Below are 25248 nucleotides of genomic sequence, written 5' to 3'. Positions count from 1 at the left end.
TTAACATGGTTGTATCAGGGTCGCCTGAGAGTATGCACCATATTGAAAAATAATAAAAAGCAGAGATAAATAGCATTTAAATACCCGTTTTTATTTGGGGAAAGCATGATAATGCTTGTAAAACAAAAATATAAATATAAGATTATATAACGATGAATATAGTGTCAACCATTCAATTATCCATAATTAATAATATATGACCAAAAAAATTAAAAATTTTGAAAATGAATCATCTAGTGAGGATTCAAGCCTAAAAGGTAATGTTAAAAAAGCAGTTTTAAAAGGAAAGGCTCAGGGTAACAGTTTATCCTTTGATGAGTTAAATGATATGCTTCCTAGTGATGGTTTATCTGTTGATCAAATTGATAATACACTTATTACTCTTTCTGAAGCAGGAATCGAAATCGTTGACGATGGTGATGACGAAGAAGGTCTGGCAATAGGCGGTGACTACAATGAGGAAGACGCTGAAGCTGAAGACGAGGTGTACGAAGAAGATAGTGATGGTTTAAGAACCGACGATCCTGTAAGAATGTATCTTCGTGATATGGGTGGCGTAGAGCTACTGTCACGTGAAGGCGAAATTGAAATAGCAAAGCGTATTGAAGAAGGTAAGGAAACAATGATGCTTGCCCTTTGCGAAACGCCTGTTGCGCTTAAAACATTTATTTCCTGGTACCAGGATCTTGCGCATGAGAAAATTTTGCTACGGGAGATTATAGATTTGGACGCAACGCATGGCGTTACAGAAGAATTTAATGAAAAAGCCAATGATTTTGAGGAAGATACTGAAGAAGATGCAGAAAATCCAACCGATGACTTTGATGATTTTGATGAGGTTGAAGAAGATAGCGTAACGGCTACTATTTCGGATATGGAAAGGGAAATGCTTCCTGGAGTGCTTGAGCATTTTAGCAAAATAGCAAAAGTTTCTGAGGAAATCCTAGAGCATCAAATGAAAAAGCTTAAAGCTATTGTTGGTGAGTCAAAAGGTAAAAAGCCTTCCGCAGCATCTGATGAGAAAAAGCATAAGAAGTCAGTAGAAGAGCTTTTATCTCATCTTAAAGAAATAAGACTGAATCATAAAAGAATTCAGGAGATGCTAGATACACTTTACTCTTACAATAAAAAGCTTATCGGTATTGAAACAAACTTTTTAAGGCTTGCGGAATCTGAAAAAGTTGATCGTAAAAACTTTATCAAGCGCTATATGGGCAATGAAATGGATTTTACATGGCTTGAAGAGGCTGTGAAATCGAAAGAAAAAGGCTGGTCAGCTTTGGTTGAAAATCATATTAAAGAGCTAGAGGCTACTTACGAAAGTATTGTTGGTATTGCTAAAGAAGTAGGTATGAATATTACAGAGTTTAAAAACCTTGTAAATACCGTGCAAAAAGGTGAGCGTACTACTAACAAAGCTAAAAAAGAGATGATTGAGGCTAACCTAAGGCTTGTAATCTCGATTGCTAAAAAATATGCAAATCGTGGACTTCAGTTTCTTGACCTTATTCAGGAAGGGAACATAGGTCTTATGAAAGCGGTAGATAAATTCGAATATAGACGTGGTTATAAGTTCTCAACATATGCGACATGGTGGATTAGGCAAGCTATTACAAGGTCTATTGCGGATCAGGCTAGAACCATCCGTATTCCTGTACATATGATTGAAACAATTAACAAAATTATCCGTACTTCAAGGCAAATTTTCCATGATATTGGTAAAGAACCAACACCTGAAGAAATCGCTACAAAGCTTTCTATTCCTGTAGAAAAAGTACGTAAAGTAATGAAAATTGCTAAAGAACCTGTAAGCTTAGAAAACCCTATCGGTGACGAAGATGGCGGTACACTTGGCGATTTCATTGAAGATAAAAATGCCGTATTGCCTTTAGATGCTGCTATTCACTCGAATTTACGTGAAATTACTACAAAAGTTCTTGCTTCTCTTACACCGCGTGAAGAAAGAGTATTAAGAATGCGTTTTGGTATCGGTATGAATACAGACCATACTTTGGAAGAAGTAGGTCACCAGTTCTCAGTAACAAGGGAGCGTATCAGGCAAATTGAAGCAAAAGCCCTTAAAAAGCTTAAGCATCCTTCAAGAGCGCGTAAACTTTCAGGTTTCTTAAATGTAAAGAACAGTAAGAAAGATGACAGAGATCATGATAGAGATGATGACAGGATAGACGATTTAGGGGATTTTGATATGGATGATCAGGATTAATATCATAATTCCTCATATTGGAAAAAGAAAAACCCTTACAGAGCATATTCTGTAAGGGTTTTTCTTTTTTACGAAGAGAATAAATAATATCAAGTCATTGATTTACCTAGATTTTTCAGAAAATTTGATTTTCAGCTATTGAATTCGTTTTAAATATACTTATATCTATAGTATCGAAAGAAAAACTTTTAAAAACGGTAGTAAATATTATGAGTAAAATTATTGGTATTGACTTAGGTACAACAAATTCTTGCGTTGCAATCCTAGACGGTAAAAATCCAAAAGTAATAGAAAACAGTGAAGGTAGAAGAACTACACCATCTATTGTAGCCTTTACAGATTCTGGTGAAAGAATTATTGGTGACCCAGCTAAAAGACAAGCTGTAACAAACCCAAAAAAGACTATTTTTGCAGTAAAAAGACTTATTGGTAGACGTTATAATGATCCGCTTACAGAAAAAGATAAAGGTTTAGTACCATATGATATCGTATCTTCTGATAATGGTGATGCGTGGGTAGAAGTAAATAACGAAAAATTCTCACCAAGCCAAATTAGTGCTTACACTTTAACAAAAATGAAAGAAACAGCAGAATCTTTCTTAGGTGAGACTGTTACAAAAGCTGTAATTACAGTTCCTGCATACTTTAACGATGCTCAAAGACAAGCTACAAAAGATGCTGGTCGTATTGCGGGTTTAGAGGTTCTCAGAATTATCAACGAACCAACAGCAGCAGCTCTTGCTTATGGTTTTGATAAACAAGGAAACAAGACAATTGCAGTATATGATCTTGGTGGTGGTACATTCGATATTTCTATTTTAGAAATTGGTGATGGCGTATTCGAAGTTAAATCTACAAATGGTGACACATTCCTTGGTGGTGAAGACTTCGATATGAGACTTTTAGAGCATATGGTTGATGAATTCAAAAAAGAATCTGGCATTGATATTAAGAAAGATCCTTTAGCATTGCAAAGACTTAAGGAAGCTGCTGAAAAAGCTAAAATTGAACTTTCAAGCAGACTTGATACAGAAATTAATCTTCCGTATATTACAGCAGACGCTAGTGGTCCAAAACACCTCAATATGAAAATTACAAGAGCAAAGTTTGAGTCATTAGTAGATGATTTAATTACAAGAACAATTGAGCCTTGCCGTAAAGCTATCCAGGACTCAGGATTATCTGCTAGCCAAATCGACGAAGTAATTCTCGTTGGTGGTATGACAAGAATGCCAAAAGTAATTGATAAAGTTAAAGAATTCTTCGGTAAAGAGCCAAACAAAGGCGTAAACCCTGACGAAGTAGTGGCAATTGGTGCTGCGATTCAGGGTGGTGTATTACAAGGTGACGTAAAAGACTTATTATTACTCGACGTAACACCACTTTCACTTGGTATCGAAACTCTTGGTGGTATCTTTACAAGGCTTATTGACAGAAATACAACAATTCCTACAACAAAAAGCCAGGTATTCTCTACAGCAGAAGATAACCAAACAGCTGTAACAATTAGAGTATTCCAGGGTGAAAGAGAAATTGCTGCACAAAACAAGATTCTAGGTCAGTTTAACTTAGAGGGTATTGCGCCAGCTCAGAGAGGAATGCCGCAAATTGAAGTAACATTTGATATTGATGCTAACGGTATAGTAAAAGTATCTGCTAAAGATAAAGCAACCGGTAAAGAGCAGCAAATCAAGATTCAGGCAAGTGGTGGTTTATCTGATGCTGACATTGAAAAAATGGTTAAAGAAGCTGAGCAATATGCTGGTGAAGATAAAGCTCGTAAAGAAGCAGTTGAAGCTAAGAACCATGCTGATAGCCTTTTATACTCGACAGAAAAAAGCTTAAAAGAGCATGAAGCAAGTGTTCCGAGTGAGGTGAAATCTGAAATCGAGGCAGATATTGCATCACTTAAAGAAGTTATAAATAGTGAAAATGCTGAAAGCATTAAAGCTGCAACTGATAAACTTATGCAGTCTTCAATGAAACTTGGTGAACATATTTATAAGAATCAGCAAACTGACGCAGCTGCAACAGAAGATACAGGTGCTTCTTCAAATGCAAATGATGAAAAAGTTGTTGATGCTGAATATGAAGAAATCAAAGACGACAAAAATAAGTAATAAGTAAAACTTAATAAAAGTGGTGTATAAAAGGCTAAAAACCTTATGCACCACTTTGGTATTTAAAAAACTATGAGCAAACAAGATTATTACGAACTCCTTGGTATTTCTAAAACTGCATCTGCGGATGAAATTAAGAAAGCTTACCGTAAGCTTGCTATGAAATATCACCCAGATCAAAACCAGGGAAATAAAGAAGCAGAAGCAAAGTTTAAAGAAGTAAACGAAGCTTATGACGTTTTAAAAGATGAGCAAAAGCGCGCCGCATACGATAGGTTTGGTCACTCAGCATTCTCAAATGGTGGAGGCGGTGGTCCTGGTGGCTTTGGCGGCGGTGGTTTCGGTCAATCAGGCTTTGATTTCCATGGTTCGGGCTTTTCGGATATTTTTGGTGATATTTTCGGCGACTTTATGGGTGGCGGAAGATCACACAACCATGATGGCAGGCAACGTGGTTCAGATTTAAGATATAACTTAAATATTACGTTAGAAGACGTTTTAAACGGCAAGCAAGAAGTTATTAAATTTAGAACTTATGTATCATGTGATTCATGTGACTCAACAGGAAGCGCAAGCAAAAAAGGTACTACAAACTGTTCAACATGTCATGGTTCTGGTCGTATTAGATCATCGCAAGGATTCTTTACTGTAGAGCGTACATGTCATACATGTAATGGTTCTGGTAAAATGATTAAAGACCCATGTAAGAAATGTCATGGTGAAGGAAGATACCAGAAAGAAAGAACGCTATCTGTAAACATCCCAGTAGGCGTTGAAGACGGATCTAAAATCAGGATATCTGGCGAAGGTGAGGCTGGAGTTAGAGGCGGCGTTTCGGGTGACCTTTACATATTTGTATCTATTAAGGATCATCAATTATTTACTCGAGACGGCAATAACCTATATTGCAACATTCCGCTTAAATTTGTAACTGCAGCTCTTGGCGGCACTATAGAAGTTCCAACAATTGATGGCGACTTAGTAAGTCTTACAATTCCTGCTGGAACTCAGTATGGTGATAAATTAAGGCTTAGAGGCAAGGGAATGCCAGCTATGAAGTCAAAGACTCGTGGGGATATGATCATTACAGTGAACGTAGAAATTCCAGTGAATTTAACAAGCAGACAAAAAGAATTGCTTGAAGAATTTAATAATCAGTCTAAAAATGAATCAAGCCCAAAATCTGAAGGTTTTTTTAATAAAATCAAGGATTTATTTTAACTAGAAAATGAAAGGCTGAATTTTAAATTTGGCCTTTTTTAACAAAGAGAGGTTCTTATGACTAAATTAAAACATGGCAATAAAATTGCTAATCAACCAGCAGGTACATTTGTACTTCCTAGCCTTCCATTTGATGCAAACAAACTTGAGCCACATTTAAGCGCAAACACATTTAGTTTCCACCATGGCAAACACCACAATGCTTACGTTACAAATTTAAATAATTTGCTCAAAGACAAGGCAGACTTCCAAAACCTTGATTTAGAAGAAATTATTATGAAATCAGCAGGTAAGCAAGAAACTGTAGGATTATTTAATAATGCTGCTCAAATCTGGAACCACACATTTTACTGGAATTCTATGAAGCCAAACGGTGGCGGCAGACCATCTGGCGAGCTTATGGATAAAATTGCAAGTGATTTTGGTTCATATGAGAAATTTGTAGAAGAATTTAAGCAAGCTGCAACAACTCAGTTTGGTAGTGGCTGGGCATGGCTAGTTGTTGATTCTGAAGGAAAATTAAAGGTACGTAAGACTGGTAATGCAGAGCTTCCGCTTACAAACGGTGAGAAAGCGCTTCTTACAATAGACGTTTGGGAGCATGCTTACTATATTGACTACCAAAACAGACGCCCTGACTACATCACAACATTCATTGAGCACCTGGTTAACTGGGACTTTGCACTTGATAACTTAAAGGCTTAATTATAAAAAAGGGGCTTGGACGTAATACTCAAGCCCTTTTGTTGACTTTTTCCAAAATTTCATTTTTTATATCTGTAAAAAAGGTAAAAAATGGATCTAGAGCAAATAATTTCTGAATATATTGAATGTTATAATAATTTTCGCATTGATGAAATGTTAGATTTGTTTGCGACAGACTGTATATTTGAAAATATTTCGAATTCTAACGGTATCCTCAAAATATCTGGAAAAGATGAACTGAAGTCATTAGTTGAAAAATCTAAGGAGATTTTTAGCACTAAAGAGCAGCAGATAATAAATCTGTATACTGGAGACAATCATGCTGTGGCAGAAATTATCTTTAAGGGTATTCTAATAAACGATTCTAAAATAGACCTAAGAGGAGTGTCAATTTTTGAGATTGAAAACGGTAAAATCAAGAGACTAGCAGATTATTCATGAAGCGAATTTTCATAATAGGACATAGCGGAAGTGGGAAAACTACTTTGGCCAAAGAGCTGGGTAGTAAATTAAATATAGATGCATATGATATAGACGACTACTATTGGCTTCCTAGTTGGCAAGAGCGCAAAACTGAAGATTTTATTAAGCTTATAAGTAACGTGATTGATAAGGAAACATGGGTATTTAGCGGTAATAGTTCAAAACTAAAAAATCTTTTATGGGATAACTGTGATACAGTAATTTGGCTTGATTATAGTATAATGAGATGTATGTATGGGGCGTTAAAGCGTATGATACATAATATTATGAAAAGAGAGTCGGTATGTAATGGTAATTGTGAAAGTTTTACAAAAACTTTTTCCAATATATTTGATATTTTATTTTCGTATAATAAAAAGAAGAAAGCTTATGGTAAATATTTCGAAAACAAAATAGAAGGTAAGGATTACATAGTATTCAAAGCACATAAAGAAACAGATCATTGGCTGAAAGGTTTCGATAAAGCTTATTCTTCAAATAAGCATATCTAGTCAATAGATAAAATATTTCTAATTATCCACTTCTGCATTACATTCTAGTATTTAGGAAGTTTAAGAGATTAAAAATGGGTGTTATTTTCAGCTTTAGGGTATATATTAGGTAGATTTTTAATTGACAGTTGTATTTTGGCTTGATTATTTAAACAATAATTTAATTGAAATATGGTTGTTTATGAAAATATTATTTTTAATGCTAGTATTTATAGGTTCAGATGCTTTTGCAAATGATTTTTATAGAAATTATCAAAAAAATGAAGTGGAAGAAATGTTAGTTAAAGCCTCTGAATTTGCGGATAAATTTGTTGAAGAATCAGGAGAATTAAATGATAAAGATGGAAATCCGTTAATTAATATTGAAGGAATGTCAGATCAGCAGATTAGAGAATTAGGAAATGAACTTTTAGCAAAAGCGACAAAGGAACCAAACACGGAAAACGTTAGAAATTACAAATCATTTCAAAATCAGATATTTGATAGAGCCTCTCGGTTTGCAGATAAATTTGTTGAGGAATAAAAACTAATGGAATTATTTTAGTTAAAAAGTAAGGACATAAATTTTTTTCAAGCCTTATATAGACCAAATTATATAAACCAGCTATAATCAGCCATAACAATTTTCAAATGTATATAAATCAATGGCAGATGTTAGAGTAGTACCCCACAATATTGAGGCTGAGCAGATAGTTCTTGGTCATTTAATCTATGATAATGACTCTATCAATAAGTTTGGTGAATATTTAACTGCTGACCATTTTTATGTGCCAGTTCACCGTAAAATATATGAAACTGTCCTGTCACTCATTGATAGAGGGCTGTACGTTACCCCTGTAATCCTTAAAAATTACCTAGATAATGACCAAGCCTTTGAAAATGGTGACAGTAACGCTTATTTAAACCAGCTGGTTGCGCTTTCAAGTACTGTTTTAAATATATCTGACTATGCCAAGCTTATATATGATCTTGCCTTAAAACGTGATTTAATCCGTATTTCGGAAGATACGATAAATGGCGCGTATGAAGGAAAGAATGAGGCTTCAACTCAAATAGAAATGTGTGAGCAAAGGCTTTTTGAGCTTGCATCTAGTGGTCATAGCGAAACTGGTGCTATGCACTATAAAAAGGCAATGGAATTGTCGCTTAAAAAGATTGAATTTGCTATCAATAATAAAGAGAACGTAGTAGGTGTATCAACTGGTTTTAGGGATTTAGATAAAATACTCGCAGGTCTTCAAAGATCCGATCTTTTGATTTTAGCGGGAAGGCCATCTATGGGTAAAACAGCCTTTGCTATTAATATGGCATATAATTCGTGCCTGTTTTTTAGAAATAACCCAGATGAAGATGGTAAACCTAAATCTGTTGGCTTTTTCTCTCTTGAGATGTCAGGTGAGCAGCTAACCTCTAGGATTTTATCTATGGTATCGGGAATTGATGCGGCAACGTTAAGGAATGGTACGGTATCGCAATACGATTTTGCCAAAATATCAGATGTTTGTAAGGAAATATCTCAAAACCCATTTTATATTGATGATACACCTGCATTATCAATTTCAGCCCTTAGAACAAGAGCAAGACGTATGAAAAGAGTTCATAACGTTGGCGCGATATTTATAGACTACCTTCAGTTACTGAGGGGAAGCTCTAATAATGAAGGTAATAGGGTTCAGGAGATTTCAGAGATTACCCAAGGACTAAAAGCTATTGCTAAAGAGCTTGATATTCCAGTTATTGCATTATCTCAGCTTTCGCGTGCTGTAGAACAAAGGGAAGACAAAAGACCTTTGCTATCAGATCTTAGGGAATCGGGAAGTATTGAGCAGGACGCTGACGTTGTAATGTTTATTTACCGTGATTCTTATTATTTAGAGCGTAAGTATAATGGCAGTCCAAGCCCAGAAATAGAGGCAAAACTTGCAAGAGTGAAAAATTTATCCGAGATTATTATCGCAAAACAGCGTAATGGTCCTATCGGGAATGTAACGCTTAAGTTTAGCTCAAATACTACAAGGTTTGCTGATCATAATGAAGAAAGGGGCTATTCAGAATATGAAGGTGCTTAGTAATAAATCGCTGCCAAAATTAGTAGTAGATCTTAATGCTATTAAGCATAACTACGATGTTTGTAAAGAAACTATAGATGGTAAAGAAGTAGCTGCCGTTATTAAGGCTAATGCATATGGTCTTGGTCAGGCAAGAATAAGTAAAATGCTAGAGGAAGAGGCTGGGTGCAGCAATTTTTTTGTGGCATTTATAATAGAAGGTATGGAAGCCAGACAAACATTAAGTGATTCCTCTAATATTTTTGTTTTTCATGGAATTATGGAAGGTGAGGAAGAAATTGCATATCAAAATAATCTAATTCCAGTGCTTAATGATTTTTATCAATTAGATATCTGGCAAAATTATGCGAAGAAAATAGGTCAAAAGCTTAGATGTGCTATCCACTTTGATAGCGGTATGAACAGGCTTGGTTTTGATATAAATAGTGCAAAGAAACTAAGGGATAATATAGATAGTCATTTGCTTGATGTGACTCTGGTGCTTTCGCATTTATCATATGCTGAGAATAAAAATAGTGAGCTGAATCTTCAGCAAATAGAAAAGTTTAAGCAAGCTGCTAAATATTTTAAAGGCGCAAAACTTAGTCTTGCTAATTCACCTAGTATGTCGCTTGGTAATGAATATTATTTTGATATGATAAGGGTGGGGAGGGCGCTTTATGGACCCAATAAATATGCAGCGCTCCCTGAAAGCTTAAAACCTGCTGTAAGTATATATGCTCCTATTATCCAAATTAGAAAAATTGAAGAAGACTCTCCTGTAGGATATGCCGCAAGCCATATAGCTAAAAAAGGTTCAAAAATTGCAACTTTAGCAATTGGATACGCAGATGGTTATATGAGGCTTTTTGGCAATATATCTAAGGTATATTATGAGGGTTACCATTTGCCTGTAATTGGTAAAATTTCTATGGATTTAGTAACGATAGATGTAACAAATGTACCTGATGAATTTTTGGCATTAGGAAATTTTGTAGAGTTGATTGGTAAAAATATTGATTTTCATGACATTTTGGTGCAGTCTGGAACTTCAAGTTCAGAATTATTTGCGCGTCTTGGCGGCAGAATGATTCGTGAGTATGTAAGGAAATAATTATGAAAAACATTTGTAGATTAATAGGCGCTAAAACTTTAGATATTTTTACAGCAGTCGGAAGGGTTGTTGTATTTATGGTTACTGGTGTATATGGCTGGTTTAACCTGAAATCATTTTACCCAAAGGTATTTTTACGCCAGATAATGGAAATAGGTTATTATTCTTTGCCAGTAGTAGGAATAACTGCAATTTTTACAGGTGCCGTTCTAGCATTACAAACTTACATAGGATCATCAAGGTTTTCAGCTGAAAGTACAATTGCTACAATCGTAGTACTATCAATAACACGTGAGTTAGGACCGGTTCTGGCAGGTCTTATGGTATCAGGAAGAGTAGGGGCGTCTATTGCTGCGGAAATTGGAACCATGAAGGTTACAGAGCAAATCGATGCGCTTCAAACTTTATCTACTAATCCTATATATTATTTAGTTTCTCCAAAGCTTTTGGCTGCAAGCATTACTTTGCCAATATTAGTATTAATAGCTGATATTATTGGAATTTTTGGTGGATATGCTGTGGCTGTTTATAATTTAGGCTTTGCTGAAGTATCATACTTAAAAAATACATTTATGTATTTAGAAAGCATGGACGTTATATCAGGGCTTGTGAAAGCATCGGTATTTGGTTTTATTGTTGCGCTTATGGGATGCTACCATGGCTTTAATTCAGGTAAAGGTGCGCAAGGTGTAGGGGTTGCAACCACTAACGCAGTTGTTAGCTCATCTATACTAATTCTTTGCTTCAATTACTTTATCACGCAAGTATTCTTTGCAAATTAGTTAGATATTATATATATAAACACTAGTTTAAAATGAAATCTTCAAGGAAACAAATCTATGAATAAAAAGTTTAAGACTATTTTTATTAGTCTTGCTGCTATAGCTTTGGTAATGGTATTGAATTATAAAAAATATTCTATTAAAAATGCTGCCGCTCAAAACGCAGAAGTTAATATTTCAGAGAAAATGGTACCCGTATTTAATGAGAAAGGCATAGATAATATTGCCTATATTGGCATGGTTAAAGACGAAGATGATATTATATTTGAGAATCTGGTTTGGCATTATAGCATTGGTTTCAGGAAGTTTATAATTTTGAATAATAATTCAAGTGACCAAACTTTAGATCTTATCAGCAAGTTTAAAGAAAAAGTAAAAGATACAGCTACGGTAATTATTATTAATGATCCAATATTTGAGTATATTCAAAGCAGGAAAATGACAGGGACTTATAAATTTGCTTCAAGCATATGGTCTGAAGTAGAGTGGATATTCCCGATTGATGCTGATGAATTTATAGTGCCTACTAAAGATTTACGCGAAGCTTTAAATAAAGTAGCTGCAAATATTGATGCTATTCAAATATTATGCGCTAGACATCATGTAGTAAAAGGTTCAAAAATTGATTCTACGCCTTTTTACGACAACATAAAATTTAGAGAAAATGCTTTTAAAGTAAGGCTTGGTAAAGTTGCAGTAAGGGCGCATAAAGATATAGTAATTGAGCAGGGTAATCATTTTGCCACTAAAAACTGGTCAAATGTTTTAGGTAAAAAAACTAAAATATTCAAATCATTAAGTTACACTGCAGGCAATACTTTAGGTATTCATATGACTGAATATCCTATAAGGTCGCTTTCCCAGGTACATAAAAAGTTTCTAAACGGTGCTAAAGCAAATATTGCGGTTCAGAAACAGGGTAAAATTGCGCTTGCTCATGGCTCTCAATGGAGTTCTTATGAAAAGGAAATGGAAGAAAAGGGTTTAAAAGCCGCGGAAGATAGATTTGAAAAATCTTTTATAGACAAAGATAATGCCGTATATGACCCGCTTCCTATAGCGGATGTTTTATCTAAATTCGGACAGTAATTAATTACAGGGAAAGGCAATCTATTTTGTCTGATTTCCTTTTCTAACATTAAATCTGCCAAGGTTTGAGAACATTTCTTTAAGTAAAGTTGTGTCATCTCCAAATGATGGAGTTGAAAGCTTTGAGTATTTTACAGGTTTAAGTTCCTCTTCGCCATAATATTTAGCATCAGATACTTTATCGCCATTAAATTTAACTATTAAAACGTTTTGTTTTGTAACTTTATTGTGTAGAAAAGCCTTTTTTTCATATACATCAGATATATATGCCCATGTTTCGCCAAATTTGTAATTAATAACAGTTGGGGAGCCAAGTTTATTAATAACTTCATCTTTAGATAAATTTGGTAGCTCCTGAGCAACAGATATATTAGAGGCTGCGCCAGAAATATGCGTATTTTTAATACAGGAGCTAATAAGAAGGGTAGATACTAAGAATAAGGTATTAATTTTTATCATAAAATTCAACTAATTACGGTTTTGTGTAAAAATAAATTGCAAAATTGAAGAAAATGCATTATGTATTACACTGTTTTAAACTATATATTTTAAATAATCAAAGGTTTTATCATGGCAGTTCCTAAACGAAAGACTAGTCCCTCTGTAAGAGGTATGAGAAGATCACACGACGCAATCGCTATTGCAGGCGTTGTTGAAAACCAAACAACAGGTGAACTTCAGTATCAACATCATATGACAAAAGATGGATACTATAAAGGTAGACAAGTATTTATTAAAAATACAAAAAAACAAGATGATTCTAATGATCAAAATGATAGTAATAATCATAACGATCATGAAGATCATAATCATTAAAAAGATTACTGAATAAATGCAGCGCTCTAATAACACATTAGTTATTGCCCTTGACGTTATGGGTGGAGATCATGGATATAAATCTATGATTTCTGGCGCTGCAATTGCTGCAGAAAAGAATCATGACATACATTTTAGAATGTTTGGTGATGAAACTAAAATTCTTCCTGAATGCAGAAGACATCGTAGTCTTCAAAACCGTTATACAATAATTCATACTGATGAAATTGTATCATCTAATGATACTCCCGCTTATGCTATCAGAAATGCAAGACGCTCAAGTATGAGGCTTGCTATTGAAGATGTAAAAGTTGGTATTTCGCATGCCGTAGTATCTTCTGGTAATACTGGCGCACTCATGGCACTTTCAAAGGTTATCCTTAGAATGCTAAGTTCTATTGAAAGACCTGCCATTGCAGGCATTATTCCAACAGTATCGGGAAAATCAATTTTACTTGATATGGGGGCAAACATTGACTGCTCGGCAAGTATACTAATGCAATTTGCTCTAATGGGTTCAAATTTTGCTAAAATAATACTTGGACTTGATTCGCCTAAAGTTGCTGTCTTAAATGTTGGATCTGAAGAAATAAAAGGTAGTGATACCATTAAACTTGCATCTCAAATGATTAGAGAATGCAAAGATTTAATTAATTTCGTTGGTTACGTCGAAGGTGACGGCATTGTAAAAGGCAGTGTCGACGTTATTGTTACAGATGGTTTTACAGGAAACGTTGCGCTTAAAACAGCAGAAGGTACGGCGAAGTTATGCAGAGAATTTTTAAAACAAAGTTTTGAAAGCTCTATTTTAGCAAAAATTGGTTACTTATTTGCTAAAAAAAGTATCAAAAATACATTTTCTCGCTTGGATCACAGATATTATAACGGTGCGATGTTACTTGGTCTTGACGGAATAGTAGTTAAAAGCCATGGTTCTGCTGATGAAATTGCAAATGCAAATGCTATAGGTGTTGCTGCAAATCTTGCAAAATCAAAAATTAATAGTTTGCTTACAGAAGCATTAGATTCTTCAATAAATATACATGGATTACTAGAGTAGCAAAGTGACAATAGGTTCTATTATAAAAGGTATTGGCGGTTTTCTTCCTGAAAAAATTATGACCAATATAGATCTTGCAAAAGTCGTTGAAACGAATGATGAGTGGATTCAAACCAGAACCGGAATAAAACAGCGTCACATTGCAGAAAAAGAAGTATATGCTTCAGATTTAGGTGCTAAAGCTGCAGAATTTGCATTAAAAGATGCTGGGATTCAAGCTAGCGAAATTGATGCAGTAATTGTAGCAACAACTACTCCTGATCTTACATTTCCTTCAACGGCAACCATTATACAATCAAAAATAGGGGCAAAAAATGCTTTTGCTTTTGATGTTCAGGCAGTTTGCTCTGGTTTTATATATGCACTTACAATTGCTGATGCATTAATTAAAAATAATAATGTTAAAAACGTTTTGGTTATTGGTACTGAAACGATGTCTAAGATTGTTAACTGGGAAGATAGGGCTACATGCGTGCTGTTTGGTGATGGAGCGGGTGCAGTTATTTTATCAGGTTCAAATGATAATACTAAGGGCATTATAGCGTCTGATTTAAGATCGGATGGTGATTATTTAGAGATATTAAGAACTACAGCAAGTTTTTATCAGGATAAAGGTTCAAATTATCTTACCATGAAAGGTACGGAAGTATTTAAGCACGCAGTTGAAAAAATGTCGTCTTCAGTGAGTAAGTGTTTGAATAAAGCTAATTTATCTATTGGTGATGTAGATGTGTTTGTACCTCATCAGGCTAATATCAGAATTATCAATAGCGTAGGAGAAAAACTTGGCATTGATGATTCAAAAGTTATAAAAACTGTTGATCTACATGCAAATACTTCTGCTGCAACCATTCCACTTGCTTTAGATCATGCAAAAAAAGCAGGAATGCTAAAATCAAATCAAAATATTCTCATGACTGCAATTGGTGGCGGTCTTGCATGGGGATCTTTAATCATTAGATCATAATAATAGTTTACTAAAATAGTAGAGTATGATATTTACAAACTAAATTATTTAGTTTTAGGTTATGTTATGCTTATAAACGTTGAAGATACACCAAATCCACAAACACTTAAATTTAATCCAGGCATTGAGGTTACATCATCTCCGATGTCATTCTCATCAAAACAGGATGCAGAGAAATGCAATTTAGCTAAGGAAATATTTGATATAGATGGAATTACTTCTGTTTATTTAGGTGCAGATTTTGTAACAGTAAGCAAAAAGCCAGAAGAAAACTGGACAATCCTTAAGACGCTTATTATAGCAACTATTATGGACTTTTTCACCAAAGGTCAGCAGGTTACTTTCAACGAAGCTAACGAGATTACCAATAACTATAGCGGCGAAGAAGGCGAAATAGTTAAACAAATTGTTGAAATTATTGAAGAAAAAGTAAGACCTGCAGTTGCTCAAGATGGTGGTGATATAGTATTTAGAGGATACGAAGACGGTGTTGTAAAACTTGCCCTTCACGGATCTTGTGCAGGGTGTCCTAGCTCAAGTGTTACACTTAAAAACGGAATAGAAAATATGCTAAAGTATTATGTACCAGAAGTAGTAGCAGTTGAGGCTGTTGAGTAAAAAATGAATTGGACTGCTGAAGGTTTTTTAGATCTAAGAAGTGATTTGCAGCCTGGCTTAATAAACGGATTGAAAGCAATATCAGATAATAATTTACATAAAATTCATATCAGCATACTTGATGGTGGAATGTCTTCTATACAGCTTTATATTATTAGCGTTGAGGATAAAAAATATGTTCTAAGACCATTAAAAACAAAACATAGTTATGATAGCCGAAAAACTGAAGTTACTGCACATAATTATGCCGCAAATCTAGGTTTTGCATCAAAAATTATATTTGAAGACAAAGATTTAAGGTTTTTAATTATAGAATATATTGAAGGAAGGGTTCTAGAACATAAAGATTTTCATGATATAAATATCATAAATAAATTAGGTAATATATTATCACAAATACATAAATTTAAAGGATCACTTAATCAAACTTCTAATAACATCGATAGAGTAGTTAAACATTATACAAGAGCTATTGCAAAAGACGTTGCACACCCATCTTGTGTACATAAATTGTATGAAGAATTTATACAAGAAGGTTATCAAATTATTGAAAATAAGGAAAATATAGTACTGTGCCATAGAGATCTCAACCGTACTAATATTATGTTAGACAAAAATAATGATTTGCAAATTTTAGATTGGACAACTGCAACCTGGGACAATAAATATACTGATCTTGGGTTTTTAGCTGCTGTAAATGGTTTTGATGAAAACAAGAATAAAATATTACTGGGGTCATATTTTGGTAGGAATTGTTCAGATCAAGAATATAGATTACTAAAAAATGCTATTCAAAGGAGTTATTTTGTTACTTCAATAGTTTGGTTTGAATTTTCAGAGTCAGATGAAGATAAATTGATATCAAAAGATAAACGAATTGAATATTTAGATAGGAGATTAAATAGCAAGGATTTAAGGTTAGGGGACTATTATATAAAAAATAACTGTATTGTTTCACCTTTAACAGGAAACCCCTGTGATATTAAAGAAATGGCACTAAGTTTTCTTAAAAGTTATTTAAATTCTAACTCATAACCACAAAGTTTCATGAAAGCTTCTTCGCAGTTTTGTGTATTATATTTTAGCTTTAAATCTGATGCAGTGCCATCATACATAATCTTAGTATTATGAAGAATTACTACTTGATCAGATATTTCCTCAACATCACTAAGAATATGGGAGCTAAATAAAATACTTCCTCCATTTTTGGCATGATTTAGCAATACTTTCTTAAGCTCATACCTGCCCATGGGGTCAAGACCACTTGTTGGCTCATCTAATATCCATAAATTACGGTTAGATAGTACCATGGCTATTAGTCCTAGTTTTTGGGTCATTCCTTTGGAGTATTTGCCAATTCGCGAAGTTAAAAAGTTTTCAGGTAAATTAAAGTCTTTTATAAGTTTGTTTAATTTGTCATTATTTAACTCAACTTTATAAAAAGACAAAACAAAGTTTATATATTCTCTAGCAGTAAGATTCGGATTTGGAGCAAATTTTTCTGGTAAATAGAAAATATCATCTCTTGAACTATAATTTTTATAATCATTATTTTTAATTAAAATACTGCCAGAGTCAGGAAATATAATGCCTAAAATAGATTTAATAATTGTAGTTTTGCCGATGCCATTTAATCCAACTAAAGCACAAATTTGCCCTGATGTAATTGCAAAATTTATATCATCAAGTACTTGTTTATCATAAAAATTCTTATTTAAATTTTTTATATCTAATATTTTATAAGTCATTTATGGTCATTGTTTTTGAGTTAAAGATTTGATTTGGACTAATATCGAATTTTACTTTTTTATCGCCAATTCTATATTCTACAGGTGCGGTGAAAAGACCGTGACCCTGATGTAATGTTAGCATATCTGGCAGATCCATATCATCATTTAGAACTAGCTCAATAGATATTTTTTTAGGCTCAACTTTAAGGATTTTGAATTCATTGTTGCTTTTAGATTTATCTTTACTGGAAATCCTTGAATTATTTATCCAAATCGTCCAGTTTTCAGAATTTATGTACATTATTGATCTTAATGTGATTGTATAGCTCACCTTATTCTTTTTTACTACTTTAGTAGGAGTGTCTGAATCACTCTTAATTTTGGTCATGCCACTGATAAAATTAGATAAAGCAATCAACATTTCATCCTGTTCATCTTTAGTGAACATAAATGAACCTTCCCAAAGCTGTTCTGGTTTGATAACTACCTGATATTCTGAAGTCTGGTTTTTATTATCGGGCGTTTTTGAGTTTTTATTATTTTCTTTTGGCAGTAACCCTTCAAAAATAGGTGGTGTATTTGAAGGTTTGTCTGTTTGCGTCGTCTTAGTTGGTACAGCTTTCGGTGCTGCTATAGTATTAGAGACGGGTAGATCTTGTTGTGGAGATGTAGGTATTATAATATCGTCAATATTTTCATTGGGTTTTGGTGCTAAAGTCGGACTTATAGCTTTTGGTATTTGAATACTAGGCTGAATTTGATCTGCCCTGGTTTCTGGTGTTGAATTCTCTGACTCTGCTTTAGGTGCTATATTGATAACAGTACTTGAAGATCCTGGTGATTTAGGGCTGCTAATAATATTAGATGGTGGCAATTCTTTTGTTATTACAGGCTCAATTATTGCTTTTGGGGTTTCATTAGTAGCAGGCTCGGTAACGGGTAATGAACTTGGAATATTTATAGTCGGAACGCTAATAGAAGGGGAAGTATTACTATTTGTGGTATTGATGTCAGGTAATGAAATTTTAGGAGCTGTTAAGTCGCTAGCAGGGCTGTCTTTAACTGTAACGGGAGCTTGTTGGTTTGGCATAGAAGAATTTGGATTTAAAAGCTCATCAACGTTAATTTCAAGATCGGTATTTTCTGAATTTAATTTGGTAATAACTTCAAGGATCTGGTCGTCTGCATATACCAGATTTAGGCTTATAAAGATTAAAATTATATAAGATAGCCTCATTTATTTATATCCTTTAAGTTCTGCCACCTAACCTGCATGCTTAGCTCAATCATTGATGGATAAAAACCTTTGTTTAGGTTGTCAATTATATCATTAGATAATTCTTTGATCTTAACTATTTTAAAATTATTGTATTTTATATATCCAGGTAGTTGTTCGGTAAATATATCTACAACTTTTAAAGCATATACATCACTTACAGCTGTAAAGTTGATATCCATCACACTTGTTTCAATACCAATAGAACTTTTCTCATCATGTACGGTCATGGAGGGTGGGGATAAATTTACATTTACAGGAGCAGGTAAAAATTTTGATTTATTAAGTTCAGCTATAACTAAACGTGCTTTATCAAAATCAAGTCCGTTTCTTTTAATATTCGTGCCTTTAATTTTTTCCCATATTTTTTTAATTTCCTCAAATTCTCTAATTCTATTTTCTAAATTAGCCATATCTTGCTGTGCATTCATAATTTGAATCCGAAGACTGTTAGCTCTGTTGATTTTTTCATCTTTAGAAAGCGATGCATAATTATATGATGCAAGAGATATTGCTAGTAGCAATAGACAAATAATAAAAAATACCACAGCCTGCAATTTGATCTTGTTATTTTTTAATTGTTTAGGTGTTATATTTGAATTTTTAGCGGCTGCGTTTTTATCACTGTTTAGTTTACTTTTAAGATCTTCTAAATTCATGATTTGGGCCCTCTTAAAGTAATATTAATAGGGATTTGCTGTTTGCTTTCCTGAAAAGTAATTTGCTGATTAATTCTAGTATATTCAACCTGGTACTCTTTAAACTCATTTTCAATATTTTTAACAAAATTATCAAAATTATTGAATAGCTCCTGGTAAGAGTTACCCGTATTAATAAAGCTTACGCTAATAGAGATTTCCAGTGCTGTCATACCTAAAGGATTAGGCGTGGAGGCTTGAGGAACTGTTGAGATATTGTTTGATTTCCACTCAAAACTTCTTATTGTAGCATCCTTTCTAATAGCTTTTTGAACTCTTGATAATATTGCCTTGGGGTTTAGTTTGTCCTCTGTAAGGGTCTTGTATATAGATGTAACTTCTATTATTTTTCTTGATTCGCTTTCATCAATTTTAGTTTCTTTTTTACGGCTATCAATTTCTCTTGCTATATACCCTAATTTTTCTTGATCGGCATCAATCTGATTAGATATCGATTCTGTTGTAATGAAATATAATGCGTATATTGCAAAAATTGTAAAACAAAATAGTGCAGATAATGCTTTGCTTACTTTATGTGTAACATAAAGATTATTTAATAGCCTTGTTTCAGAAGTACTAAAAGGTAAAACTGGTCTTGCATTGCAATACATCATCCCAAACATTACATCGGTAAATTTGTCATTTGGCAGTACCGCGTTTTTAAAACCCATATGTACAGATATTTCATAGGGCGTATAGATATGAAATTCTTTGTTGGTACTTAAAGCAGTTTTTATCGCTGTGCCGCAAATAATAAAAACTTCAATTTTTTCAGTAGATTTAGATGCGCGGGTTAAATATTGTAAAGTGTTTTGAATTTCCTGTTCAAATTGTCCTGCTACAATTTGGTCGTCTTCTATATTCTCTACAGAAATTAAGCGACTAAAAATAATGCGACCATTTTTATAGACTACCTGTCTGATACCGCCAACTTTAGTATGCATTACAAGCATTTGAATGTTAAAGGGTGACTTAACCTTAGGGTAAACTAATTTGCTGACTTTATTAAAAAATACCTCTGATTCTACAGGTACCAATCCAATATGTTTTAGTCTGTTTGGAAGAGCAAGAATTGCCTCTAACCATTCTGTAAGTGGAGGAGCATAAGGAGTTGCAATAAATAAATAGTTCCAGTCTTTTCTACCAGTTTGATTACGATCAATAAAGAGGCTGCCTTTGAGGCTATTGTCTGGAAAATCTCTTTCCAATCTTTTCTTAACCAGACCGCCAATGCTTAAGGCATTTACAGCTGGTAGTGATTGAGGGTTATATGTTTGATCCAAAACATCGATTAAAACATAAACTGGAGTTTGTGGATCGGCTGAAATTATATCTTTTAGGTCATCTAAGTATTTGCTATCTGTATTTGGGAAAAAATTTCGCATTTCCAGTGTATTGCCTTTTCCAAACACTAAAATAGCGCCATAATCGCCAATAACTAATACAAAGAATGACTTTGGCTTAGTAATAAGTATTTTTGGTTCTTTTGGCGCTTTGATATCCATATAGCTCCTTAGGCCATGTACTGTCCACCATTAATAGAAATAGTAGAGCCTGTAATAAATCCAGCATTATCAGATACTAAAAATTCTACAGCTCTTGCTACTTCCTCTGGTGTGCCAAGTCTACCCATTGGGATTTGACTTTTAATATTGGTTAAAACTTCTTCTTTGATGGTAGCAAGCATTTCAGTAGCAATATAACCTGGAGCAATTGCGTTTACTGTAATGTTTTTAACAGCCCCTTCTTTTGCTAGTGCTTTTGTAAAACCGATCATGCCAGCTTTAGCAGCTGAATAGTTTGTTTGTCCTAATTGACCTGATAAAGCATTGATAGAACTGATATTTACAATACGACCAAAATTGTTTTCGCGCATTTTGGTAATTACAGCATGGCACATATTATAACAGGAATATAAATTAGTTTTCATTACAGAATCCCAGTCTTCATATTTAGACTTGTGTAGCATTCCATCTCGGGTGATTCCAGCATTATTAACTAAAATTTCAGGATGATTGCCGTATGTAGCAATAATTTCATTTACTTTTTTGTTGCATTCATCAAAATTTGAAACGTCCCATTTCATAATTCCGATGTCTGTTTCTTGCTTAAATTTTTCAGCACTCGCATCGTCACTGTTATAAGTTGCAATTACAGTATATCCTGCATTTTTAAGTGTTCTGGCAATTTCTTTTCCTATTCCCCTGGTTCCGCCAGTTACTACTGCTATTCTTGACATTTTAAAGTATTTCCCTCCCAATAATTTATTTGTTACCTTTCAATACAAAGTGCAACGCCCATGCCGCCACCAATGCATAATGTAGCTAAGCCCTTTTTAGCATCTCGTTTATTCATTTCGTGGATTAATGTTACTAAAACCCTTGCGCCAGATGCTCCAATTGGATGCCCAATTGCTATTGCACCCCCATTTACGTTGACTTTATTTGCGTCTAAATTTAACTCTTTCATTACGCAAATAGATTGAGCTGCGAAAGCTTCATTAGATTCAATTAAGTCTATTTCGTTTAAATTCCACCCAGCTTTTTCAATAGCTTTTCGTACCGCATAAATTGGTCCTGCACCCATAATTTCAGGCTCAACGCCTGCTTGTGCAAATGACTTAATTTTTGCAAGAACTTTAAGCCCTCTTTTGTCAGCTTCTTCTTTAGTCATTACTAATAGAGCAGCAGCGCCATCATTAATACCTGAAGCGTTTCCTGCAGTTACAGTACCTTCTTTGTCAAATGCTGGTTTTAGTTTTGTAAGACCCTCTAAAGTTGAGCCAAGTCTTGGAAATTCATCCTGATCAAATGTAATATCACCTTTTTTAGATGGAATTACGTAAGGTACTATTTCATCTTTAAACTTTCCTTCTTTAATAGCTTTCTCAGCCTTTAGTTGTGAATTCAATGCAAATTCATCTTGCTCATTTCTTGAAATATTCCATTTTTTTGCAATGTTTTCTGCAGTAATGCCCATCGGATAGTGATGAAAAGCATCAGTAAGCCCATCAAATGCCATGGTATCTATCATTTTTGCGTCACCGAATTTCACGGCTTCTCTAAGCTTAATAGCATGTGGAGCCATACTCATACTTTCCTGCCCACCACAAATAACAATTTTGCTATTGCCATTTTTGATAGAATCAAATGCAAGTCCAACTGACTTTAAACCAGATCCGCATACTATGTTTATAGTCCATGCTGAAACGCTATGATGAAGTCCTGCTTTAATGCATGTTTGTCTTGCGGGATTTTGTCCTTGGGCGGCAGTTAAAACCTGACCCATAATAATTTCATCTACTTCATCATTCTTAAGTGATGCTCTTTTGACTATTTCTTTAACAAGGTGAGCGCCAAGATCACATGCAGCTATGGAAGCTAGTGTTCCGTTAAGAGATCCTACGGCAGTTCGTAATGCCTGAACTATGACCACTTCTGAATTCGACATAATTTATACCAGTGAATTAAATTTTACTATACAATTACAACTTAATTATACTATAAGTACTTGATAATTAAATCAACAGTTTCTAACTATTTTAACTTTATTGAGGTATTTATGTTGAAATTTTTTCTTTTTATTTGTTTCGGAATCATTAGTAATCTCGCTGTAGCAGTTGAATTTAACGATGTTGAAAAAGAAGTGCTAAATGGCAAGCCAGAGAATATTAAGACCGAAGTTGAAACATATAGGGCTGAAGTAAAAAAATTAAACGATACCAAAAAAGAGATATATGAAAAATTGTCGGATGAGGCAAAAGGCGCAATAAATGAAGTTAATAGAAAAAATAAAGAACTTAGAATGCAGCAAAGAGCCGACAGGAAAGCAAAATTAAAAGAAAAATTAGAAAAAAGAAAAGAACATATAGCAGAAAAAGCTGAAGAAAAGAAAGAACATTTGCAAGAAAAACAAGATCAGATTGAAAAGAAAATTGATGAAAAAAAAGAAAACGCTATCGAAAGAATAAAAAAAATTGAAGATAAATTAGAAAGCAAAAACAATAACAGTGCCAAAAATTAATCTGGTAACTTTAACATGAAGCAAATTAAAAATGAAAAAAAATCTTCTAAAGATATTTTTTCTATTGTTAGAGATGCTATTAAAGAGGTCGATCGTGGCCTCTTTTTTATTGCGGATCATAATAAACAGGCATATAACGTTATAAAATCTTTAGAAATGTCAGGATTTATGATAGTTCCTAAAAGCCCCAATGATGACATGCTGGCAGCAGGTAAGGAACGTATAAGTTATGGACTTACATCGTCTAAGGATCTTGTTAAACAAATTTATGAGAGTATGATCAATGTTATATAGTAGCTTAAAATATGTACATATAGTAGCTGCCAGTATTTTAGTTGGCGGACAACTATTTTTAATGATGATATTTCCTAAAATTAAGCATTTGGCTAGCAACATTAATCTGAAAGCTCCAAGATATACTTTATTAGTCGCATTACTTGGTGTAATAGCAACAGGTACTATTTTAGTGGACGTTGCAGGCATGGAGTATAGTGATTTCTGGATTAAACACGCACTAATGGCTTTGGGTCTATATATACCATTAATAGGTATATCTCACAAATTTGTAGATAATAGATTTTTATGGTGGGGATCCTGGTTTTTGCTACAGGTAATAATATTACTTATGGTATTTAAACCTGAGTTTTAATTTTTTAATCAAAGACTGTAAAAGAACCTTGATATACATATGCTGAAGTTGTAGTATAAAGTACATAATTTGCATGTAACAATTAACATAAATATTTAAATAATATGAAAAAAATCTTTTTAGCGTTTACTATATTCGCCTTTTCTAATACTAGCTTTGCGGCTGATTACTCATCACAAGTTAACGCCCAGCTTATCGATCGGATTGATAGAATGGAGCGTGATGTATCTATAATGCAAAAGCAATTTTACAGAACAGGTGATGCCGCGCCATCGAAATTTTCTGGGGGTACCACAGGTATTGCAGGAAATCAGGTAGCTGAAATGGAATCAAGGCTTTCAATGATTGAAGAGCAGCTAAGAGATTTAAACGGAAGAATTGAAGAAGCGCAATTTGTAAGTAAACAGCTTTTAGATAAAGTTGAAATGCTAAGTAAAGATACAGACTTCAGATTTAAGCAGCTTGAGAAAGGTGGAGTAAAACCTGTTGATCTTAATCATTCAGATGGTAGTGCTTTAGATCCAAAGTCTGATATAAATGCAGAACATATGGATTTAAGTGGCAATGATGAAGAAGCATTTGCAAATCAAAAAGGTGAAACGCAATATGCTAAAGGGAAACCTTTAAATGAACAGGTCAATAAATCAGCAAAGCCTGGTGAGCAAAAAGGTGATATTAAGTCAACTGAACTTGATGAGCCATCAGATAAAAAGGCTATGGAAGATGCGGAGAAAAGAAAAAGCTATGATAATATCATTGATATGATCAAAAAATCTGACTTAGATAAAGCGCAACTAGAGCTAGGTAATTTTATTACAAAATATAAAGATGATCCATTAGTTGGTAATGCATATTACTGGCTTGGTGAAGTGCATAGTGCCAAAAAGCAATATGAAAAAGCTGCAATAAATTATCTTAAAGGTTATAAACAATTCTCAAAAGGTAAAAGAGCGCCAGACTCATTACTTAAATTGTCTATTGCATTAGGAAAATTAAATAAAGCACAAGAAGCTTGTTCTACTCTGGATAAACTTAAAGACAGGTTCCCTGATATGAATCCTGATATTAGAAAAAAATCAGAGAAAGAATATAAGCAACTTGGTTGTAAAAAATAAATTTAATAAGCTCGGGAAG

General features: G+C 33.8%; 27 protein-coding genes. 20 read left to right on the top strand and 7 right to left on the bottom strand.

The genetic code is table 11. The features are described from left to right. Nucleotides 1–196 precede the first annotated feature (196 nt). The 11 genes from BGO27_08280 to BGO27_08230 all read left to right on the top strand — a co-directional run bounded on the left by BGO27_08280 (nucleotide 197) and on the right by BGO27_08230 (nucleotide 12277). A complete protein-coding gene (locus tag BGO27_08280) occupies nucleotides 197–2224 on the top strand; it encodes an RNA polymerase sigma factor RpoD (GenBank protein ID OJV13878.1) in 2028 nt (675 codons plus the stop codon). A 209-nt stretch (nucleotides 2225–2433) separates the two neighbouring features. Continuing rightward, nucleotides 2434–4344, top strand: coding sequence for a molecular chaperone DnaK (locus tag BGO27_08275; GenBank protein ID OJV13877.1), 1911 nt, complete (start codon nucleotides 2434–2436; stop codon nucleotides 4342–4344). 72 nt (nucleotides 4345–4416) lie between these two features. Next, nucleotides 4417–5565, top strand: coding sequence for a molecular chaperone DnaJ (locus tag BGO27_08270; GenBank protein ID OJV13876.1), 1149 nt, complete (start codon nucleotides 4417–4419; stop codon nucleotides 5563–5565). Between the two features lie 57 nt (nucleotides 5566–5622). Next, nucleotides 5623–6270 (top strand): superoxide dismutase, encoded by a 648-nt coding sequence (locus tag BGO27_08265; protein ID OJV13875.1) that lies wholly within the window; start codon nucleotides 5623–5625, stop codon nucleotides 6268–6270. Between the two features lie 90 nt (nucleotides 6271–6360). After that, nucleotides 6361–6711, top strand: coding sequence for a hypothetical protein (locus BGO27_08260; protein ID OJV13874.1), 351 nt, complete (start codon nucleotides 6361–6363; stop codon nucleotides 6709–6711). After that, a complete protein-coding gene (locus tag BGO27_08255; GenBank protein ID OJV13873.1) occupies nucleotides 6708–7244 on the top strand; it encodes a hypothetical protein in 537 nt (178 codons plus the stop codon). Before BGO27_08260 ends, BGO27_08255 begins: the two co-directional genes overlap by 4 nt. 121 nt (nucleotides 7245–7365) lie before the next feature. After that, nucleotides 7366–7767, top strand: a complete 402-nt coding sequence (locus tag BGO27_08250) for a hypothetical protein (protein OJV13872.1) — start codon at nucleotides 7366–7368, stop codon at nucleotides 7765–7767. A gap of 121 nt (nucleotides 7768–7888) precedes the next feature. Further along, nucleotides 7889–9313, top strand: a complete 1425-nt coding sequence (locus BGO27_08245) for a replicative DNA helicase (GenBank protein ID OJV13871.1) — start codon at nucleotides 7889–7891, stop codon at nucleotides 9311–9313. Continuing rightward, nucleotides 9276–10406 carry an alanine racemase gene (locus BGO27_08240; GenBank protein ID OJV13870.1) on the top strand — a complete coding sequence of 377 codons (1131 nt, stop codon included), beginning with the start codon at nucleotides 9276–9278 and terminating at the stop codon, nucleotides 10404–10406. Before BGO27_08245 ends, BGO27_08240 begins: the two co-directional genes overlap by 38 nt. Nucleotides 10407–10408: 2 nt before the next feature. Then, on the top strand, nucleotides 10409–11188 hold the full coding sequence (locus BGO27_08235; protein ID OJV13869.1) for an ABC transporter permease: 780 nt from the start codon (nucleotides 10409–10411) through the stop codon (nucleotides 11186–11188). A 57-nt stretch (nucleotides 11189–11245) separates the two neighbouring features. Continuing rightward, nucleotides 11246–12277: a hypothetical protein gene (locus BGO27_08230; protein ID OJV13868.1), complete on the top strand. Its 1032-nt coding sequence runs from the start codon at nucleotides 11246–11248 to the stop codon at nucleotides 12275–12277. Nucleotides 12278–12298: 21 nt separating this feature from the next. On the opposite strand, the gene BGO27_08225 is transcribed toward BGO27_08230, so the two are convergent. Beyond that, nucleotides 12299–12736, bottom strand: a complete 438-nt coding sequence (locus BGO27_08225; GenBank protein OJV13867.1) for a hypothetical protein — start codon at nucleotides 12734–12736, stop codon at nucleotides 12299–12301. Nucleotides 12737–12847: 111 nt separating this feature from the next. Between BGO27_08225 and BGO27_08220 the strand changes: the two genes are divergently transcribed. The 5 genes from BGO27_08220 (at nucleotide 12848) to BGO27_08200 (ending at nucleotide 16773) form a co-directional block, all read left to right on the top strand. Beyond that, nucleotides 12848–13093, top strand: a complete 246-nt coding sequence (locus tag BGO27_08220; GenBank protein OJV13866.1) for a 50S ribosomal protein L32 — start codon at nucleotides 12848–12850, stop codon at nucleotides 13091–13093. A gap of 16 nt (nucleotides 13094–13109) precedes the next feature. Then, nucleotides 13110–14153 carry a hypothetical protein gene (locus tag BGO27_08215; GenBank protein ID OJV13865.1) on the top strand — a complete coding sequence of 348 codons (1044 nt, stop codon included), beginning with the start codon at nucleotides 13110–13112 and terminating at the stop codon, nucleotides 14151–14153. Nucleotides 14154–14211: 58 nt separating this feature from the next. Continuing rightward, a complete protein-coding gene (locus BGO27_08210; protein OJV13927.1) occupies nucleotides 14212–15120 on the top strand; it encodes a 3-oxoacyl-ACP synthase in 909 nt (302 codons plus the stop codon). A gap of 66 nt (nucleotides 15121–15186) precedes the next feature. After that, on the top strand, nucleotides 15187–15738 hold the full coding sequence (locus BGO27_08205; GenBank protein OJV13864.1) for a NifU family protein: 552 nt from the start codon (nucleotides 15187–15189) through the stop codon (nucleotides 15736–15738). A 3-nt stretch (nucleotides 15739–15741) separates the two neighbouring features. Continuing rightward, nucleotides 15742–16773 (top strand): hypothetical protein, encoded by a 1032-nt coding sequence (locus BGO27_08200; protein ID OJV13863.1) that lies wholly within the window; start codon nucleotides 15742–15744, stop codon nucleotides 16771–16773. Here BGO27_08200 and BGO27_08195 read toward each other — a convergent pair. From BGO27_08195 to BGO27_08170, 6 genes are read right to left on the bottom strand one after another with little or no spacing between them, the layout of a single operon-like run. Continuing rightward, the gene (locus tag BGO27_08195) at nucleotides 16752–17417 is read right to left on the bottom strand and encodes a hypothetical protein (protein OJV13926.1); all 666 of its coding nucleotides are present in this window, start codon (nucleotides 17415–17417) and stop codon (nucleotides 16752–16754) included. The two genes, BGO27_08200 and BGO27_08195, sit on opposite strands and share 22 nt — an antisense overlap. A 58-nt stretch (nucleotides 17418–17475) precedes the next feature. After that, on the bottom strand, nucleotides 17476–18705 hold the full coding sequence (locus BGO27_08190) for a hypothetical protein (GenBank protein ID OJV13862.1): 1230 nt from the start codon (nucleotides 18703–18705) through the stop codon (nucleotides 17476–17478). Beyond that, nucleotides 18702–19403, bottom strand: a complete 702-nt coding sequence (locus tag BGO27_08185) for a hypothetical protein (GenBank protein ID OJV13861.1) — start codon at nucleotides 19401–19403, stop codon at nucleotides 18702–18704. Before BGO27_08185 ends, BGO27_08190 begins: the two co-directional genes overlap by 4 nt. Continuing rightward, nucleotides 19400–20947, bottom strand: coding sequence for a hypothetical protein (locus BGO27_08180; protein ID OJV13860.1), 1548 nt, complete (start codon nucleotides 20945–20947; stop codon nucleotides 19400–19402). Before BGO27_08180 ends, BGO27_08185 begins: the two co-directional genes overlap by 4 nt. A gap of 8 nt (nucleotides 20948–20955) precedes the next feature. Next, nucleotides 20956–21681, bottom strand: coding sequence for a beta-ketoacyl-ACP reductase (locus tag BGO27_08175; protein ID OJV13859.1), 726 nt, complete (start codon nucleotides 21679–21681; stop codon nucleotides 20956–20958). Between the two features lie 32 nt (nucleotides 21682–21713). Beyond that, the gene (locus tag BGO27_08170) at nucleotides 21714–22892 is read right to left on the bottom strand and encodes an acetyl-CoA acetyltransferase (protein OJV13858.1); all 1179 of its coding nucleotides are present in this window, start codon (nucleotides 22890–22892) and stop codon (nucleotides 21714–21716) included. Nucleotides 22893–23003: 111 nt separating this feature from the next. Between BGO27_08170 and BGO27_08165 the strand changes: the two genes are divergently transcribed. The 4 genes from BGO27_08165 (at nucleotide 23004) to BGO27_08150 (ending at nucleotide 25229) form a co-directional block, all read left to right on the top strand. Continuing rightward, nucleotides 23004–23465: a hypothetical protein gene (locus BGO27_08165; GenBank protein OJV13857.1), complete on the top strand. Its 462-nt coding sequence runs from the start codon at nucleotides 23004–23006 to the stop codon at nucleotides 23463–23465. Nucleotides 23466–23480: 15 nt separating this feature from the next. Then, the gene (locus tag BGO27_08160) at nucleotides 23481–23759 is read left to right on the top strand and encodes a hypothetical protein (protein ID OJV13856.1); all 279 of its coding nucleotides are present in this window, start codon (nucleotides 23481–23483) and stop codon (nucleotides 23757–23759) included. Beyond that, on the top strand, nucleotides 23749–24114 hold the full coding sequence (locus BGO27_08155; protein ID OJV13855.1) for a hypothetical protein: 366 nt from the start codon (nucleotides 23749–23751) through the stop codon (nucleotides 24112–24114). Before BGO27_08160 ends, BGO27_08155 begins: the two co-directional genes overlap by 11 nt. 104 nt (nucleotides 24115–24218) lie before the next feature. Further along, nucleotides 24219–25229, top strand: a complete 1011-nt coding sequence (locus BGO27_08150) for a tol-pal system protein YbgF (GenBank protein OJV13854.1) — start codon at nucleotides 24219–24221, stop codon at nucleotides 25227–25229. The last annotated feature ends 19 nt before the right edge of the window (nucleotides 25230–25248 follow it).

The organism is Alphaproteobacteria bacterium 33-17, assembly GCA_001897445.1.
Taxonomy (GTDB): Bacteria; Pseudomonadota; Alphaproteobacteria; order Rickettsiales; family 33-17; genus 33-17.
This window is presented reverse-complemented; position numbering and strand designations above follow the sequence as displayed.